Raw genomic sequence first — 17,255 nt, 5'->3', positions numbered from 1 at the left:
ATCTTATTAAAATATTTAAAAATGGAAATTTAAAGATTATAACCTATTTTACAAAATATGACTTTTATGAAATAAAAAGATACCTGTAAAGAAAATTATCCGATGGCAAATTTATTAAGATAAGATTGAGGGTACCATCAAGCATCAAGTTGAAAGATGAAAGATGAAAACGGACTAGTATTATAATCATTCGTTGTAATGGCTCATGAATGGGATAGTTAATAGTTCTGGATTGTTTCATTGACATGTGTTAAGTGGCTCATCATTGAGGTAGTGCTAGAATTATTCTATTGGAAATGGTTATAATAATTAAAAAATATTAAAGTGAAAACAAAAAAACCACCATTAGGTGATTTGATTAAAAAACTAACTAATAAATTTTTCACCATGCACCAGTTATTGATAGTTGCGACATAACCGCTGCTTTTATCGTTAGCTCAAGTCAGGCGACCCCTCGGCACATGGAACATCCTGCTTACGGCTGCTTTCTTCCGAACCTGACCGGATTCACAGGCTTCCATTGCGAGAGACCTGACCGTCAACACTACGTGTAAAAGGCTGACGTTACATCAACAATACCTCTAACTGGAATTCAACCCCGCTATAGCGGATTGCGGGTTACAGGGCACCGCTACCTCCCCGTCTAGCACGGCAAGATTAAGTATATCTGATTCAGCATAAAATATCAAGCTTCAGAAACGATTACCATATCATCCAGATTTATTACTTCTAACAGATACTTCATATCTTGGCAATTGCTTCTTTATTTCCTTATATGCTGTTTTCTCTATTTGTTTTGCTTCCTGTTTAGATAGATGGTTTGATACTTGAATTGTTATTATCATGTTGGTTCCGTTTGCAATGGTAATTGTTGAATCGATAACACCATCAATCCCTTTTAAAGATTGTTTAACAAGTTCCGTATCTTTCCTATAGTTATGATAGGAGGGGTTTGTTGGCATATTAGGTAGGGATTTTGTAAGCCCTAAATAACCATCATTTTCATACTTTTTCATTTGAACATTATTATCCTCTGTGTTACATCCTGTAAATATCCAGACCGCAATGGCTATTATAAATAAAAGAAAGCATTTTTTCCTCATAAAAAAACCTCCCTTGATCATTATCATAACCAAAGAAGGTTTCTATATGCTGTAAAAATAAGACTCTAATTTTTACTATTTGGTTTTTCTTATAGACCGTATTTTTTCTTGAAACGATCAACACGTCCACCAGCATCAACAAACTTCTGCTTACCAGTGAAAAATGGATGACAATTAGAACAAATCTCAACACGAAGATTTTCCTTAACAGAACCTGCTTCAAAAGAATTTCCGCAAGCACAAGTTACTGTAGTTAATTCGTATTTAGGATGAATTGCTTCTTTCATTGTAGTTACCCCTCTTTCCGCCCTGAATATTTTGCAATCCAGAGTTAAATTGACACATAAAAGATTCTAACACGTTCACTCTAATGTTGCAAGCTTTGCACAAACAAGCCATCATATTACACTTTTCTTTTATTTGTAGAAATTGGTTTTGAAACCGGTTTTACCAAAGTAGATAAAAATTCTTGATTGGTTTTAGAATTCGATAATCTTTTCAAAAATGCGTCAGTGAAATCAGGTGCATCATTCATATTTTTACGAAGCAGCCAAATTTTATCCAGCTCTTCTTTTGGTACCAATAATTCTTCACGTCTTGTGCCTGATCTCCGAATATCAATGGCTGGGAAAATGCGACGTTCAGCAAGCTTGCGATCCAAATGAAGCTCCATATTCCCTGTTCCTTTAAATTCCTCATAAATAACATCATCCATACGAGATCCTGTATCTACCAGTGCTGTGGCCAAAATGGTCAGGCTTCCACCCTCCTCTACGTTCCTAGCGGCTCCAAAAAACCTTTTGGGCCTATGGAATGCTGCAGGATCAATCCCTCCAGATAATGTACGTCCGGAAGGAGGAATAACTAAGTTATAAGCTCTTGCTAAACGAGTGATACTATCCATTAAAATAACAACGTCTTTTTTGTGCTCTACTAATCTAAGTGCTCGTTCTAAAACAAGTTCTGCAACTTTAATATGATTTTCTGGCAATTCATCAAACGTAGATGCCACTACCTCACCTTTTACTGAACGCTGCATATCTGTTACTTCTTCTGGACGTTCATCAACAAGCAGCACAAATAACTCCATATCAGGACGGTTAGTAGAGATACTATTAGCAATTTGCTTTAATAATAATGTCTTCCCTGCTTTTGGTGGAGCTACAATGAGTCCTCTCTGACCTAATCCAACTGGAGATAATAAATCTATAATCCTAGTAGAAAGGTGTGTAGGGGTTGTTTCAAGAATGATTTTTTCTTGTGGAAAAAGTGGAGTAAGTGCTGGGAAATGAAGTCTTTCACTGGCTTTGTCTGGATCTTCACCATTCACAGCTTCAACTTGTAATAAACCAAAATATCTTTCATTATCTTTTGGAGGCCTACACTTACCAGAGACTAGATCTCCTGTTCGTAAATCAAACTTACGAATCTGTGATGCAGATATATAGATGTCTTCTTTGCTAGGCAAGTAATTGATAGGTCGAAGAAAACCGTATCCCTCAGGTAAGACTTCCAAGACTCCCTGCATGAACATCAGTCCGCCTTGTTCTGCTTGCGCACGTAAGATCGAAAATATGAGTTCTCTTTTTTTCATTTGACTATAATACTGAATTTGGAACTTCTTAGCTAAGGTATACAGGTCGTTCAACTTCAATTTTTCTAACTCTGCTAAATTCATGTCCATAAAAGTACCACCACATTCTAAAATTATTAAAACAATTTTTAAATCTTTTAAACAAACAAATGATGACTGAACTACATAGTATTCCCTTTTTGTACAAAGTCATACTATATTAAGATTCACGCCACACATCTGCACCTAAATTCTTTAAGTTTTCCACAATATTGTCATAACCTCTATCAATAAATTCTACACCAGTAATTTCTGTTTCACCTGATTCAACTGTAAGGCCCGCAATCATCAAGGCTGCCCCTGCTCTTAAATCCATCGCAGTTACTTTAGCCGACTGCAATTTGGATTTTTCAATAACGGCAGAACGGTCCTCAAGTTTAATTTTAGCACCCATACGAATTAATTCAGGTATATGTTTAAAGCGATTATTATAAACATAATCTGATAAAACACTAACACCATCAGCTTGCGTAAGTAAAGTGGTCATAGGGGATTGAAGATCAGTAGCAAAACCAGGATAAACAAGCGCCTTGACATCAATGCTGTTGTATGATGGTTTACCAACTACTCTAATAGCCTCATCTAATTCATGAATTTCAACACCCATTTCTACTAACTTGGCTGTTAAAGCTTCCATATGTTTTGGAATAATGTTGTCAACGATAACATCTCCTCTAGTAGCTGCTGCTGCAATCATATAAGTTCCAGCTTGAATACGATCGGGTATAATAGAGTGTCGACATCCTTTTAATTCATCTACCCCTTCAATACGTATCGTCCCTGTCCCTGCGCCTTTAATTTTAGCACCCATTGAATTTAATAAAGTGGCTACATCGATAATTTCAGGTTCTTTTGCAGCATTTTCTATTAAAGTGATCCCTTTTGCACGTGAGGCTGCCAGCATAATATTAATCGTAGCACCTACACTGACTACATCAAGATAGATTTTAGTTCCAATTAATTGTTTCGCTTTAATATAAATGGAACCATGCTCATTCCTTACTTCTGCTCCTAATGCCTCAAATCCTTTAATATGTTGATCAATGGGACGAGGTTCAAAATCACAGCCACCAGGCAACCCAATCACTGCTTCACCAAATTTGCCTAGTAAAGCACCCATCAAATAATAAGATGCACGCAATTGTTTTACGTTTTCATCCATCATTTCAATAGATTGTAAAGATGAAGGGTCTATTACCATATGATCCTGTGAAAATTCTACATGCGCACCTAAGTTTTCTAATATATGTTTGTAAGTTTGAACATCTCTTAACACAGGCATATTATCTAAAATAACAGTAGAATCAGCCATCAATGCAGCAGGTATAAGAGCAACCGCACTATTCTTAGCTCCGCTGATACGGATGGTACCTTGAAGTGGTTTGCCTCCTGTAACGATCAGTTTTTCCATATTTATGTATATCCCTCCAACAATCTAAAAAAACGGTAGTAAAAGTCATTTGATATGTTAACATATGCGAAAGAGAAAGTCACTATAAGAACATGTTCTTATTATCTTATTGGTGCTAAAACTAAACTTTTAGAACAAAAACTTTAAGTGAATTCCCCTTTCCTTATTATTCATTATTGGGCTTGATTGCTACTTCCAAACAATTTAATTTTAGATTTTACAACTTCAACCATTGCTTCTTTACCTGGACCTAGGTATTTTCTAGGATCATAAACACTATCATTACTGTTTAATACGTTTCGAATTGCATTCGTAAGTGCAACTTGATTTTCAGTATTAACATTTATTTTACCTACACCAGCTTCAATGGATTTGCGAATCATTTCATCCGGAACTCCTGAACCACCATGTAATACAACTGGAACTGGAATATTTTTTGTTACTTCTTCAATAATATCAAATTTAATATCAGGTTCACCACTATACATTCCGTGAGCAGTACCCACAGCAATGGCTAAGCAATCAACACCTGTCTCTTCGTAAAAACGAATCGCTTCTTCTGGTTTTGCTAAATTAGCATCGGATTCATCAACACTAATATCATCCTCAACTCCACCGATTGTACCTAATTCACCTTCAACAGAAACGCCCATTGCATGAGCAGTTTTTACAACTTCTTTCGTCAGACGTACATTCTCTTCATAAGAATGATGTGATCCATCAAACATAACTGAAGAAAAACCAGCACGAATACACTTCATAGCTACTTCAAAGCTGCTGCCGTGATCTAAATGAAGTGCGATAGGTAATCCTGATTGTTTAGCCGCTGCTTCAGCCATAGCAACTGTGAATTCAATGCCCATATATTTAAGAGCACCTTCACTTACCCCGAAAATAAATGGAGAGTTTTCTTCCATAGCTGCTTGAACAATTGCCTGAGAAAATTCAAGGTTGTTCATGTTAAACTGTCCTACTGCAAATTTTTTCTCTTTAGCTGCAGGTAAAAATTCATTCATTGATACTAATGGCATGGTTTCGAGCCTCCTACTCTATATTTTTAATAAACAATCGTCATTCTGCACTATTATAGCACTGAACAGTTCAAAAATGAAGTGAGGTTTGGCACATGAAAAAAAGACTAAACAATACCAAATTCAGGATGTTTTGTTGCATTCAAAGAAAAAAGATCCTTTTCAGGATCCTGTTGCAGCATGGTCATCTCCGATCGCATCATTTACAACTGCACGAATTTCATCAATATCAAATGGTTTGGAAAAATGTCTCATTGCTCCAGCTTCTTTTGCTTCCTTTATCATATTAAGCTCGCCGTAAGCAGTCATCATAATCACCTTTATTGAAGTGTTGATCTCTTTTATATGCTTTAATATTTCTAATCCGTCCATGCCTGGAATCTTCATATCTAATAGAACAAGATCTGGGGGGTCGTTGTTGACATGGTCTAATGCTTGCTGACCATTTGCAGCTGTAAGTGTATAAAAACCATCCATCTTAAACACTTCTTCCAACAAGACTCTAATTCCGTGTTGATCATCAACAATTAAAAGCTTTCCTTTTTCCAAACTACCAACCTCCCGAACAACACAAATCACTTTTTTTGGTAAATAAACATTTCTATAAGTAACTCTTACATTCCTGCTTAATTTACCAAAAAGTTGAAAAAAAGCATTAATTATTGTTCAAAGCCGCTTTTACAAATCCTGTGAACATTTTTTGTGGTCGATTCGGTCTTGATGTAAACTCAGGATGAAATTGTGATGCTAAAAACCATGGATGATCTGGAAGTTCGATCATTTCAACGAGTCTTCCATCAGGAGAAGTTCCAGAAATTTTCAATCCTGCATTTTCTAATAATTCTCTATAATCATTATTAAATTCATAACGATGACGATGTCTTTCATTGATCAAATCCGATTCATAACTCTTATATGCTAAAGTATCATTTTCTAATTTACAAGGATAAGCCCCTAATCTCATTGTTCCGCCTAAATCTTCAATATCCTTTTGCTCTGGTAACAAATCAATGACTGGATGAGGTGTTTCTGCATTAATTTCAGAGCTGTTTGCATTTTCCAAACCAGCAACTGAACGGGCAAATTCTATTACTGCAACCTGCATTCCTAAACAAATCCCCAAAAAAGGAACTTTGTTTTCTCTAGCATATTTAATGGCACTTACTTTTCCTTCAATTCCACGATCTCCGAATCCTCCAGGTACAAGTATGCCTCCTACTCCTTGAAGTAATTCATGTACATTTTCATCATTAACCTCTTCTGCATCAACCCAACGAATAGAAACTTCTGCTTGATGTTCAAACCCTGCATGACTTAAAGATTCTACAATGCTTAAGTAGGCATCATGTAATGCAACATACTTTCCAACTATCGCGATTTCCGTTTTATGTTTTAGCTGCTTTACTTTATTTACAAGTTGATTCCATTCTGTCATTTCAGGTGGTTTGGTTTTTAATTTTAAATGATTCACCACGATCTCATCCATGTGTTGTTCAAGCAGCATTAAAGGAATTTCATACAACGTATCCGCATCTCTTGCTTCAATCACATCATTAGGATCAATATCACAAAATAGTGCTAGTTTATTTTTCATATCTACAGATAGTTCTTGTTCTGTTCTACATACAATGACATTTGGTTGAATACCTAAACTTCTCAATTCTTTAACACTATGTTGAGTTGGTTTGGTTTTTAATTCGCCTGCCGCTTTTAAGTAAGGAATTAAGGTAACATGAATATACATCACATTATCTCTACCAATATCACTTTTGATTTGTCTAATCGCTTCTAGAAACGGTAAACTTTCAATGTCACCGACAGTACCGCCAATTTCGGTAATGACCACATCCGCTCCAGATTCTTTCCCTGAACGGAAAACTCGCTCTTTAATCTCATTTGTAATATGTGGAATAACCTGAACGGTTCCACCTAAGTATTCGCCTTTACGCTCTTTTGTAATAACGGATGAATAAATTTTTCCTGTAGTTACATTACTGTTCTGAGTCAAATTAATATCAATAAAACGCTCATAATGCCCTAAATCTAAATCTGTTTCTGCACCATCATCTGTAACAAATACTTCCCCATGTTGGTAAGGACTCATCGTTCCAGGGTCTACATTAATATAAGGATCAAATTTTTGAATCATGACTTGTAAACCTCTGTTTTTTAACAATCTACCCAATGAAGCAGCAGTAATTCCCTTCCCTAAGGAAGACACTACTCCTCCAGTTACAAATATATACTTAGTCACTGTGCCTTACCTCCTATATAATTTAATAAAGAAAACTCGCTAATTGGCGAGCCTCTTAAGGCGAAGTCGTTTTAAATAACCAAAACTTATAAATGTTAAAAGTACAAAAAAATAAAGTGACTCTTTGTTCAAAGAGGCACTTTAGCTTATTTATTTTTACTAAAAATACATCAAAAAATATTTAGCCCTTGCAATAGTTTACTCTGTACATTAGAGGATGTCAAGAGACTTGAAATGAAAGTTTTCTTCCTAGTACGAACTATCCTCATCGTTGTCTTCATCCATCTCTTTTTCCATTTCTTCGTCTAAACTAATTTCATCAGCTTCTTCTATTTCTTCATTATCATCTAGGTCTTCTTCACCTTCACTGATGATATCATCCGTAGTGGTTCCTTCACTAACAAATGCATCGTTATTTTCATCCTCATCAGAAAACATTTCTTTTTCATCTTCAAGGTCATCGTCATCATCATTGATCACTTTTGGTTTATTAGATATTTCTTCAGCTTTATCCAAAGTGTACCATCTTTTTAAACCCCAAACATTATTTCCAATGCAAGCAAAACGTCCATCAATGTTAATTTCAGTATATAACTGTGCAATAACCTCATCGACTTCATCTGCAGATAAACTTTTAATCTTAGCGATTTCGTTCATCAAATCACGATAGAAAAATTGTTTATTTGTTGATTTAAAAATCATAAATGCTAAATCAACCATTGGTATTTCTTTTATTTCCTCAGCGGTAAGATTTATTGTATATTGACTGCTCATTCCTAACACAACCTTTCACACAACATAAATAAAAATGATATGTATATTGAACTTTTATCTTTGTCATCATTAAGTAAAACCTATTTTACATTAAAATGCAAGAATGCTTCAACTAACACTTAAATCTCTTGTCTAAAATAGTTTAGTTTTTAAATTGACAATAAGCGAAGAGCAATTAACTCTTCGCTTATGACTGTATCCGCATAGTTACGAATCAGCTATTCATAACCCGGAATAATAAAGAGAGAGCTTCCTCTCTTTATTTATCCTATGTCCATAATCCATTTATGACCTAATCGAATGCCCAATTATTATAAAAAAAGGCATTCCCCCAAAGCCAACGGAGCAAAAATGACATAATATAATGCAATATCCAAGTTAAAATGCTCATCATAGGGGGGATAACAAATTGAATTTCTCCAAATTATTAAAATATTTAAATCATCATATTGTTACAAAGCAGTCTGTGACACGTAAAATTATTCGATTCAATAATCGCAAAGAATTTCAAAGTTGCTTACGTCAAATAAAAAAGTTAAAACCTTCTTTATCCAAACTGTCACATATTCAACCCATTGGGATCATTCATGCTATTTCTTGTCCCTTACACTCAAGTAATAATCTTATAAGTCACCCGGCTATTCGATTCATTGAAAAGGATACAAAAATAAAAATGCACTCACCAACAAACTTCGCTCCTATAGAAACTGAATTAAAATCATCTATCCCTTGGGGTGTGCAAGAAATCAAAGCACCTCAAGTATGGAAATACACTAAAGGTGATGGAATTAAAATTTCTGTTATTGATACAGGAGTGGATTTTAATCATCCTGACCTAAAGGAACGGTTACGTAGAGGGTTCAATTTTATATTTCCACACATGCCTCCATGGGATGATAACGGTCATGGAACTCATATTGCTGGCACCATTGCTGCTTCAAATGAAAAAATGGGCATCGTAGGGACAGCTCCACAAGCAGAATTATATCCAATCAAAGCATTTGATCATAGAGGAACAGCTTATTCATCTGATATTATTCAAGCGATTGAGTGGAGCATTAGAAATCAAATGAACATCATTAATATGAGCTTTGGAATGAGTAATCGCAGCCAGTCTTTATTAGATGCCATTAAACAAGCAAATGAATTAGGGATCATCACTGTTGCTTCTTCAGGAAATGATGGAAAAAAAGAAAACGTAGATTATCCCGCTAGATTTACACCAACGATTTCTGTAGGGGCAACCTCGACAAAAAAACGTCTTGCCTCTTTCAGTAATAAAGGAAAAAATATTGATATATACGCACCGGGAGAAAGGATTTTCTCTACCTGGCCTAATAGAAAATATGTTGAATTAAACGGAACATCAATGGCTACTTCTCATGTCTCAGGCATTGTAGCACTAATGTTATCCATTAATCCAAAACTAAGTCCCGTAAAAATAAAAACGATATTAAAGAAAACAGGAACACCACTGAGCAATTCAACTAGTAAAAAAAATATACCAAAAGAGATTAATGCTATTCGAGCAATAAGAGCTGTTAAAAAATTGAAGACCAAATAAAAAAACTATAAAAATAAGTGATCCCTTCAGTAACACATGGGATCACTTATTTTTTGCTGTGCTAATTGCTTGGGTCCCGCAAAAGTACTCGGTCGATTAAGGACAGCCACGTCCATGTGGCTAACATCGACACCAGTCCTTCCTAAACTGGGTACTAACTACGATGTACTTCACTTTTGTAAATGTTCCTTTGTGTTATGGGGTCCCCGAAAAGTAATAGTCGAACAAGAACTGCCACATCCATGTGGCCAAATTCGACACCAGTTCTTCCACGAACTGGGGATACATTACTTTTTGGGGTGCATTTACATTTTCTCAGGTGCAGATATTCCAATAATTTTAAAACAATTTTCAAATACAGTTTTCAATGCAGATAGAAGAATTAATCTCGCTTGAGTCAGTTTCTCATCATCCTCTAAAATAACTCTTTCTGCTTTATAATAACTGTGGAAAAGAGAGGCTAACTCATACACATATCGAATAATACGATGTGGTGCATATTGTTCTGTTGCAACTTGAACTTCATCATACAATGTAGCTACTTTTAACAATAAATTAAATTCTGACGCTGTATTTAATAAGCTAAGTTCAATCTGTTCCAATGGCAAAATTGTAATTCCTTGTTCATTTGCTTGACGAAAAATGCTACATATACGTGCATAAGCATATTGTACATAATACACTGGATTTTCATTTGAGGTAGAGATCGCTAAATCCATATCAAAATCAAGATGAGAATCAATACTACGCATCGTAAAGAAATAACGAATCGCATCTACCCCCACTTCATCCATTAACTCCTTCATTGTGACCGCTTTGCCTGTTCTTTTCGACATTTTTACCTTTTCACCGTTTTGAAACAAGCTTACCATTTGAGAAATAAGCACCGTTAATTGATTAGGTTCATATCCTAATGCAGTTATTGCGGCTCTCATTCTAGGAATATAACCATGGTGATCTGCTCCCCAAATGTTAATAAGTTGATTAAATCCACGATTAAATTTATCTTTATGATAAGCAATATCTGGTGTTAAATACGTAAAAGAACCATCTTTTTTAATTAATACACGATCTTTATCGTCACCAAATGGCGTTGTTCGAAGCCACTTTGCACCATCTTGTTCGTATGTATGGCCCTGCTTATCAAGCTCCTCTAAAACGGCATCTGTTTTTTTATCTTGATATAGAGAAGTTTCACTAAACCAAACATCAAACTCTACTCCAAAACGTGTTAAATCATTTTTAAGCTTTTGTAATTCTTTTTCTAATCCGAATCGTTTAAAATATTCAAACTTCTCGTTATCATCAAGTGAAAGAAGACGGTCACTCTCTACGGAGACTAATTCTTTTGCAAATTGAATGATATCTTCACCAAAATACCCATCTTCAGGCATATTCAAAGCTTTGCCTAACTGCTCCATATATCTTGCTTCAATAGATTTAGCTAAATTATCAATCTGATTTCCAGCATCATTTATATAATATTCTCTCGATACATCATAACCTGCAAAATCTAGCAAATTACTTAATGCATCCCCTACTGCTGCACCACGAGCATGTCCTAAGTGCAGGCTGCCTGTTGGATTTGCACTGACAAACTCAACTTGAATCTTTTCATTATTTCCAACTTGAAGAGCCCCGTATCTAGTTCCCTTCTCTAATACATCTGAAATCACTTTATGTAAATAACTTTTATCTAAATAAAAATTGATAAAACCAGGCCCTGCAATTTCTACATTCTCAACGCCTGCTTCTACATAATCAAGATTTTCTTTGATTTGTTCTGCAATTTGTCTAGGATTTCTTTTAGCAATTCGCGTTAACTGCATCGCAATATTTGTTGAAAAGTCCCCAAATGATTTATCTTTTGGTACTTCAAGACCTACTTCAGGCAACTGATCAACTGAAATTATCTCAGCGGACATAACCGCTTTATTAATAGATTGTATAAGTTTAACCTTTACTTTTTCTAAAATACTCACAACTCAGTCGCCTCCTGTATTTCAATCTTTAATTTAAAATCTCCGGCATGTTCATCGTTTAAATATAATTCATAAGACCAAGAGATTTGCCCATAACCTTGATCCAATTCAATATTTATTTCAGTCGCCCTATTTGATATGTTCATTTTTCCTGTAGCTGTATGATAATAACCTGGCTGTAAACTATCAAGTTGAAATGATTGCTCGGATTGAGTATCCCCATGTCGGACAACTCTAATGTCATTTGCTTTAATTTTTATCGTTGTATTGGTTCTACCCATGTTATGATCAGGTTCTTCATAGCGATAATAAACAGAGTCACCCTTTTGAAAATAATCTCCCGTTACATTTTGAACAATTTGTTGTTCATCACTAATACTTTCAATACGTAAAGAGACTTTTTTATTTTCTGACATATTTAACACTCCTATTTAACCTTGTTAGTCCATTATATCATGAAGTTACAACTGGTTTCTCTTACTAGACAAAATTGAGATTGAGGTTCTTATTTTACAAAACCTAACAACATTTCACGAATTAATTTTGAAGCAACTATCGGTGTTTGCTCTGTTGGATCATAAATTGGAGCTACTTCTACTACATCTGCCCCAACAACCTTTACATCTGATTGAGAAATTTCATGTATTGCCGCTATCAATTCTTTTGAAGTAATGCCACCAGCTTCAGCCGTACCGGTTCCAGGTGCTGCGGAAGGATCTAAAACATCAATATCAATGGTCACGTAAATGGGTCGTCCTGCTAAACTAGGCAAACTTTTCTTTAATGGTACTAATACTTCAAAAGGGTGGAAGTTCACATGTTCTTTTCCAAACTTAAATTCTTCACGGCTTCCTGAGCGAATGCCATACTGATAAATGTTACGCCCCCCCATTAGCTCCACTGCTTTTTTTACTGGTGTTGAATGAGAAAGCACTTCTCCTTCATACTGATCACGTAGATCTGCATGGGCATCAATATGAATAAGCGCTAGATCAGGGTATTTTTTGTACATTTCTCTTATAACTGGCCAAGTGACTAAATGCTCCCCACCTAAACCTAGTGGGAATTTACCATCTCGCAGCAAACCTCCTACATACTCTCCTATCATGTCCAAGCTACGTGATGCATTTCCAAATGGAAGCATTAAATCTCCCGCGTCAAAATAAGTAATGTCTTCAATAGAAAGATCTAAATAAGGACTGTATTCCTCCAAACCAATAGAGGCTTCACGTATTCTAGCAGGACCAAAACGGGAACCTGGACGAAAACTTACCGTAAAATCCATAGGCATTCCATATATAATTGCCCGTGAATTTTCATAATCATTAGAACTATTGATAAATACTTTTCCAGAATAAGCTTCATTTAATCGCATAAGTCCACTTCCTTCATTCATCTACTTCTGTGTATGTTATCCCATTATCCTTGTTATTTAGGGTTCACTAAATCTTCTACAAATCTAGGCAAAGCAAACACAGCCTTGTGTAATCTAGGCGTATAATATTTTGTTGGCAATTCAGGAATATTATTTTCATCTATATTTAAAGGATCAACCGTTTTGCTTCCCATCGTAAAAGTCCACAATCCACTTGGATACGTAGGAATATTAGCTTGATATACTTTTACAATCGGAAAAATCTCTTTTACATCTTGATTGACTTTCTGAATCAAATCCCCTTTAAACCATGGATTATCTGTTTGAGCGACGAAAATCCCGTCTTCTTTTAATGCATCATAAATACCTTGATAAAATCCTTTTTCAAACAATTGAACTGCAGGTCCTACTGGCTCCGTAGAATCTACCATAATGACATCGTACGTATTTTTATTTTCATGAATATGCATGTAACCATCGTTTACAATGACTTCTACTCGAGGATTGTTTAACTCGCCCGCTATTTCAGGTAAATATTTTTTAGAGTATTCGATAACTTTCCCGTCAATTTCAACCAAAACAGCCTTTTCTACTTCTGGATGTTTTAGAACCTCTCGAATGACTCCTCCATCTCCACCACCAACTACAAGTACATGTTTAGGGTTTGGATGTGTATGTAACACTGGATGGGCAACCATTTCATGATAAACAAATTCATCTTTGATTGTAGTCATAACCATTCCGTCTAAGACTAACATACGTCCAAATTCAACTGTATCTATAATGGCTAAGTGTTGGAAATCTGTCTGTTCCTCCACTAAAGTTTGTTTAATTTTTGCTGTAATTCCAAAATGGTCTGTTTGTTTTTCCGTATACCATAATTCCATTTGTTTCTTCCTTCTTCCTAACTCAATATTTTTTATTCTAGCTTGTATTATAGTTTATCCTTTTTAAAATGCAACAAATTATCCGTTTTTTCTTTTTAGAATACCTCTCTCAGGCAAACGTTTTGAGGTTACTGTTTATTATTCGTGAAAATGTTGAATAGTAAGTGTTAAGTTTTTCCATACTAGATAATATAGAGTTTGTTTAGAAAGGAGGGATTCATATGCTTAAAAAAATGGCGTCGATTCTTTTTTCATTATTTATCATTTGCACGATTAGTTTTGTTGTTTTTTTGATCTATTTGAGAACCCAACCACTTCCAGTTACGAGTATACCTCAAACGTCTTATGTATATGATCTGCAAGGACAAGTCATTGATCGTTTTTATGTTGGTGAGAATCGAGAAGTTGTATCCTTAGATGAGATCTCCACTTATGTCATCCAAGCTACATTGGCTGTTGAAGACCATCGCTACTTTGATCATTTTGGTTTTGATTTAAAAGGAGTTACACGCGCAGCCATTGTTAATTTGCAAAACATGGATAAAGGACAGGGAGCTAGCACGATTACTCAGCAGCTTGCAAGAAATTTATATTTGACACATGAAAAAACTTGGACTAGAAAAATAAAAGAGGCCATATATACGATTCAATTAGAGATGAAATATACTAAAAAAGAGATTTTGGAATTATATTTAAATGAAATTTATTATGGGCATGCCACATATGGAATTCAAGCCGCTTCACAACACTTTTTCAATAAGGATGCCAAAGATTTAACTTTAGCTGAAAGCACACTCATTGCTGGAATTCCCAAGGGACCAGCCTACTATTCACCGTTCTTAGATTTTGAAAACTCAAAAAATAGACAATATATAGTACTACAAGCCATGGTCAATTCCGGCTTAATTTCTGATCAAGAAGCAGATGCTGCTTATCAAGAGAAGTTAAATTTCAGTTCAAGTGAGAAAAATAGTAAAGCCTTTGCACCTTATTTTGTCGACTATGTTCGTAAACTGGCAATGGATAGAATAAATATAGATGAAGATGATTTTAATCAAGGTGGCTATCAAATTTACACCACTTTAGATATAAACGCTCAAAAAATAGCTGAAGAAATCGTTGAAGAAAAAATGGAAGATAAAAACGAATTACAAGTCGCTTTAATTTCTATTGATCCAAGAAATGGGTATGTAAAAGCAATGGTAGGTGGTTCAAATTATGAAAAAAATCAATATAATCGAGTCTTTGCAAATACCCGTCAGCCAGGATCAGCCTTTAAGCCGGTTTTATATTTAACTGCGCTTCAGTTAAATGAACTGACTGCTGTTTCACAATTCAAAAGTGAACCTACAGCATTTTCTTACGATAATGGTAAAAAATCATACATGCCTAGTAATTTTGGAGACAAATATCCACATGATTATATAGATCTACGTCAAGCGATTGCGGAATCAGATAACATATTTGCGGTGAATGCAATTATGCAGATCGGTGCAGAAAATGTCATATCAACTGCCCGTACATTAGGAATTACTAGTCCGATGGAACCATTGCCTTCTTTAGCCTTAGGAACTTATCCTGTTAGTCCATTTGAAATGGCGTATGCTTTTGGTACGATTGCAAACCAGGGAATAAAAGCAGAACCTATTGCCATTCTACGAATAGAGGATGCCTTTGGAAATATTCTTTTTGAAGCTGAACCTCATATAGAAAAAGTAATGGAACCTGAGTACACTTATATCATGACGAATTTGATGAAAGGTATTTTTGATTCAGGTGGGACAGGCAATCGCGTTTCCAACATACTAAAAAGACCTGTTGCAGCAAAAACAGGCACGACAAATACAGATGCGTGGATGGTTGGTTTTACTCCCGAGCTTTCTACAGCAGTTTGGATCGGATATGATAAAGATTTAACGATTAGTCCAGTGGAGTCTACGTTGGCATCTCCCATATTTGCTGAATTTACAGAGCGAACTCTTGAAGCTATTCCGCCAAAACTATTCCCAGTACCAGATGAAGTAGTGAGTGTATATGTAGATGTAAAATCAGGAAAATTAGCTTCAGAGGATTGTCCTGATTCTCGATTAGAAACTTTCGTTAGAGGGACGGAACCTACAGAATATTGTTCCATCCATTCTTCAAACGATTCTGATCTTGATTCAGTAACGCAGCAGGAAGGTGTAGAGAGTGAAGAATCATCATGGTGGAACGACTTGAAACGCTGGTGGAATAACTAAGTATACCCACAAAAGTGAAGCTAATCTTTGCAGTATATACCTAGTACTTTTGTGGGGCCCGGAATATTAAACACCCCATATTACTTCTTTGTTATTCCCCAGTTCTTGGATCAACTTCCAAAATCGTAATAGCAGAATATGATAACTTGAAGATCTCATTTATTTCTAATGATTCAGTTATTCAGATAGGAAAAGATAATGTTGGGCTTTCAGAGCCAATTTTCCTTCGCATTCAAAATTTAAAACGTCCTTCTTATTTCAATCGTAAACTTATACCGATCGGCACGATAGGAAGAAATAACAAATTCCAAAGGTGTTTTACCTTCTAAAAAAGTTTGTTGCTGCATGCGTAATATAGGTGCTCCCTCTGGTATTTCCAATAAAATGGCTTCTTGTTCTGAAGCAATGGTTGATTCTATTGTTTGCACTCCATCCACTATGTTCACTCCATATTGTTTTTCAATATACTGATATAATGATTGTTGTTCCATTTGTTGTGGAGTTAAATTGGGTATGAGCTGTGCTGACATATAAACCGTTTCAATGGCAATCGGTACTTGATCTGCTAAGCGCACACGTTTCATTTCATACACTGGTTCATTCGATTCAATTTTTAAATAGTTGGCTATTTCTTTAGAAGCTGGAATTTTGTCAAAATGAATCCACTGACTACTTGGCTCGTAACCTTCTTGTTTCATATCCTCTGTAAAACTCGTTAATTCACCAATAAATTTATGTTCTAGTTTTTTGCTTGTAACATATGTACCTTTTCCTTTATGTCTATATAAATAGCCCTCATTAACTAGATTGTTAATGGCTTGTCTTACCGTCATGCGACTGATATCAAACTGTTCTGAAAATTGGCGCTCAGAAGGAATCAAATCCCCTGCTTGTATGTCCCCATTCACTATCTTTCCTTTAATCAGTTCAGCGAGTTGATAATAAATAGGTAATGGAGAATTTTTATTAATCATTTCAAGTTTCCTTTCTAGATCTATCTA

General features: G+C 35.3%; 15 protein-coding genes and 1 other RNA gene. 2 read left to right on the top strand and 14 right to left on the bottom strand.

Annotation, left to right across the window (positions count from 1 at the left end; translation table 11 throughout):
* Nucleotides 1-385: 385 nt before the first annotated feature.
* The 9 genes from ffs to rpoE all read right to left on the bottom strand — a co-directional run bounded on the left by ffs (nucleotide 386) and on the right by rpoE (nucleotide 8,206).
* An RNA gene (gene ffs, locus ERL59_RS19365) (signal recognition particle sRNA large type) lies at nucleotides 386-652 on the bottom strand.
* A gap of 58 nt (nucleotides 653-710) precedes the next feature.
* On the bottom strand, nucleotides 711-1,103 hold the full coding sequence (locus ERL59_RS19360) for a hypothetical protein (RefSeq protein ID WP_160647895.1): 393 nt from the start codon (nucleotides 1,101-1,103) through the stop codon (nucleotides 711-713).
* Nucleotides 1,104-1,192: 89 nt separating this feature from the next.
* Nucleotides 1,193-1,390: a 50S ribosomal protein L31 gene (gene rpmE / locus ERL59_RS19355; protein ID WP_160647894.1), complete on the bottom strand. Its 198-nt coding sequence runs from the start codon at nucleotides 1,388-1,390 to the stop codon at nucleotides 1,193-1,195.
* 116 nt (nucleotides 1,391-1,506) lie between these two features.
* On the bottom strand, nucleotides 1,507-2,787 hold the full coding sequence (gene rho / locus ERL59_RS19350; RefSeq protein WP_160647893.1) for a transcription termination factor Rho: 1,281 nt from the start codon (nucleotides 2,785-2,787) through the stop codon (nucleotides 1,507-1,509).
* A 109-nt stretch (nucleotides 2,788-2,896) separates the two neighbouring features.
* Nucleotides 2,897-4,147 carry a UDP-N-acetylglucosamine 1-carboxyvinyltransferase gene (locus ERL59_RS19345; RefSeq protein ID WP_160647892.1) on the bottom strand — a complete coding sequence of 417 codons (1,251 nt, stop codon included), beginning with the start codon at nucleotides 4,145-4,147 and terminating at the stop codon, nucleotides 2,897-2,899.
* 173 nt (nucleotides 4,148-4,320) lie between these two features.
* Nucleotides 4,321-5,178 carry a class II fructose-1,6-bisphosphate aldolase gene (fba, locus tag ERL59_RS19340; protein ID WP_160647891.1) on the bottom strand — a complete coding sequence of 286 codons (858 nt, stop codon included), beginning with the start codon at nucleotides 5,176-5,178 and terminating at the stop codon, nucleotides 4,321-4,323.
* Between the two features lie 162 nt (nucleotides 5,179-5,340).
* Nucleotides 5,341-5,727: a response regulator gene (locus tag ERL59_RS19335; protein ID WP_160647890.1), complete on the bottom strand. Its 387-nt coding sequence runs from the start codon at nucleotides 5,725-5,727 to the stop codon at nucleotides 5,341-5,343.
* A 106-nt stretch (nucleotides 5,728-5,833) separates the two neighbouring features.
* Nucleotides 5,834-7,432, bottom strand: a complete 1,599-nt coding sequence (locus ERL59_RS19330) for a CTP synthase (protein WP_160647889.1) — start codon at nucleotides 7,430-7,432, stop codon at nucleotides 5,834-5,836.
* 249 nt (nucleotides 7,433-7,681) lie between these two features.
* Nucleotides 7,682-8,206 carry a DNA-directed RNA polymerase subunit delta gene (rpoE, locus tag ERL59_RS19325; RefSeq protein WP_160647888.1) on the bottom strand — a complete coding sequence of 175 codons (525 nt, stop codon included), beginning with the start codon at nucleotides 8,204-8,206 and terminating at the stop codon, nucleotides 7,682-7,684.
* A 409-nt stretch (nucleotides 8,207-8,615) separates the two neighbouring features.
* On the opposite strand from rpoE, the gene ERL59_RS19320 reads away from it, so the two are divergent.
* The gene (locus tag ERL59_RS19320) at nucleotides 8,616-9,770 is read left to right on the top strand and encodes a S8 family peptidase (protein WP_235929967.1); all 1,155 of its coding nucleotides are present in this window, start codon (nucleotides 8,616-8,618) and stop codon (nucleotides 9,768-9,770) included.
* Nucleotides 9,771-10,075: 305 nt separating this feature from the next.
* Here the strand turns inward: ERL59_RS19320 and argS are convergent, their stop codons facing one another.
* From argS to speE, 4 genes are all read right to left on the bottom strand, one after another.
* A complete protein-coding gene (gene argS, locus ERL59_RS19315; RefSeq protein ID WP_160647887.1) occupies nucleotides 10,076-11,752 on the bottom strand; it encodes an arginine--tRNA ligase in 1,677 nt (558 codons plus the stop codon).
* The gene (locus ERL59_RS19310) at nucleotides 11,749-12,168 is read right to left on the bottom strand and encodes a DUF1934 domain-containing protein (protein ID WP_160647886.1); all 420 of its coding nucleotides are present in this window, start codon (nucleotides 12,166-12,168) and stop codon (nucleotides 11,749-11,751) included. The genes argS and ERL59_RS19310 overlap by 4 nt, the downstream gene beginning before the upstream one ends.
* 89 nt (nucleotides 12,169-12,257) lie before the next feature.
* A complete protein-coding gene (gene speB, locus ERL59_RS19305) occupies nucleotides 12,258-13,127 on the bottom strand; it encodes an agmatinase (RefSeq protein ID WP_160647885.1) in 870 nt (289 codons plus the stop codon).
* 53 nt (nucleotides 13,128-13,180) lie between these two features.
* Nucleotides 13,181-14,014: a polyamine aminopropyltransferase gene (gene speE, locus ERL59_RS19300; RefSeq protein ID WP_160647884.1), complete on the bottom strand. Its 834-nt coding sequence runs from the start codon at nucleotides 14,012-14,014 to the stop codon at nucleotides 13,181-13,183.
* Between the two features lie 221 nt (nucleotides 14,015-14,235).
* On the opposite strand from speE, the gene ERL59_RS19295 reads away from it, so the two are divergent.
* Nucleotides 14,236-16,254: a transglycosylase domain-containing protein gene (locus ERL59_RS19295; RefSeq protein ID WP_160647883.1), complete on the top strand. Its 2,019-nt coding sequence runs from the start codon at nucleotides 14,236-14,238 to the stop codon at nucleotides 16,252-16,254.
* A gap of 239 nt (nucleotides 16,255-16,493) precedes the next feature.
* On the opposite strand, the gene ERL59_RS19290 is transcribed toward ERL59_RS19295, so the two are convergent.
* The gene (locus tag ERL59_RS19290) at nucleotides 16,494-17,228 is read right to left on the bottom strand and encodes a GntR family transcriptional regulator (RefSeq protein WP_160647882.1); all 735 of its coding nucleotides are present in this window, start codon (nucleotides 17,226-17,228) and stop codon (nucleotides 16,494-16,496) included.
* Between the last annotated feature and the right edge of the window lie 27 nt (nucleotides 17,229-17,255).

This window comes from Chengkuizengella marina, from assembly GCF_009910845.1.
Classification (GTDB): Bacteria; Bacillota; Bacilli; order Paenibacillales; family KCTC-33759; genus Chengkuizengella; species Chengkuizengella marina.
This window is presented reverse-complemented; position numbering and strand designations above follow the sequence as displayed.

Excerpts from the sequence above, each read along its gene's own strand:
- speB (WP_160647885.1), bottom strand. The coding sequence starts at position 13,127 with ATGCGATTAAATGAAGCTTATTCTGGAAAAGTATTTATCAATAGTTCT.
- rho (WP_160647893.1), bottom strand. The coding sequence starts at position 2,787 with ATGGACATGAATTTAGCAGAGTTAGAAAAATTGAAGTTGAACGACCTG.
- rpmE (WP_160647894.1), bottom strand. The coding sequence starts at position 1,390 with ATGAAAGAAGCAATTCATCCTAAATACGAATTAACTACAGTAACTTGT.
- speE (WP_160647884.1), bottom strand. The coding sequence starts at position 14,014 with ATGGAATTATGGTATACGGAAAAACAAACAGACCATTTTGGAATTACA.
- rpoE (WP_160647888.1), bottom strand. The coding sequence starts at position 8,206 with ATGAGCAGTCAATATACAATAAATCTTACCGCTGAGGAAATAAAAGAA.
- ERL59_RS19295 (WP_160647883.1), top strand. The coding sequence starts at position 14,236 with ATGCTTAAAAAAATGGCGTCGATTCTTTTTTCATTATTTATCATTTGC.
- fba (WP_160647891.1), bottom strand. The coding sequence starts at position 5,178 with ATGCCATTAGTATCAATGAATGAATTTTTACCTGCAGCTAAAGAGAAA.
- ERL59_RS19310 (WP_160647886.1), bottom strand. The coding sequence starts at position 12,168 with ATGTCAGAAAATAAAAAAGTCTCTTTACGTATTGAAAGTATTAGTGAT.
- ERL59_RS19360 (WP_160647895.1), bottom strand. The coding sequence starts at position 1,103 with ATGAGGAAAAAATGCTTTCTTTTATTTATAATAGCCATTGCGGTCTGG.
- ERL59_RS19290 (WP_160647882.1), bottom strand. The coding sequence starts at position 17,228 with ATGATTAATAAAAATTCTCCATTACCTATTTATTATCAACTCGCTGAA.
- ERL59_RS19345 (WP_160647892.1), bottom strand. The coding sequence starts at position 4,147 with ATGGAAAAACTGATCGTTACAGGAGGCAAACCACTTCAAGGTACCATC.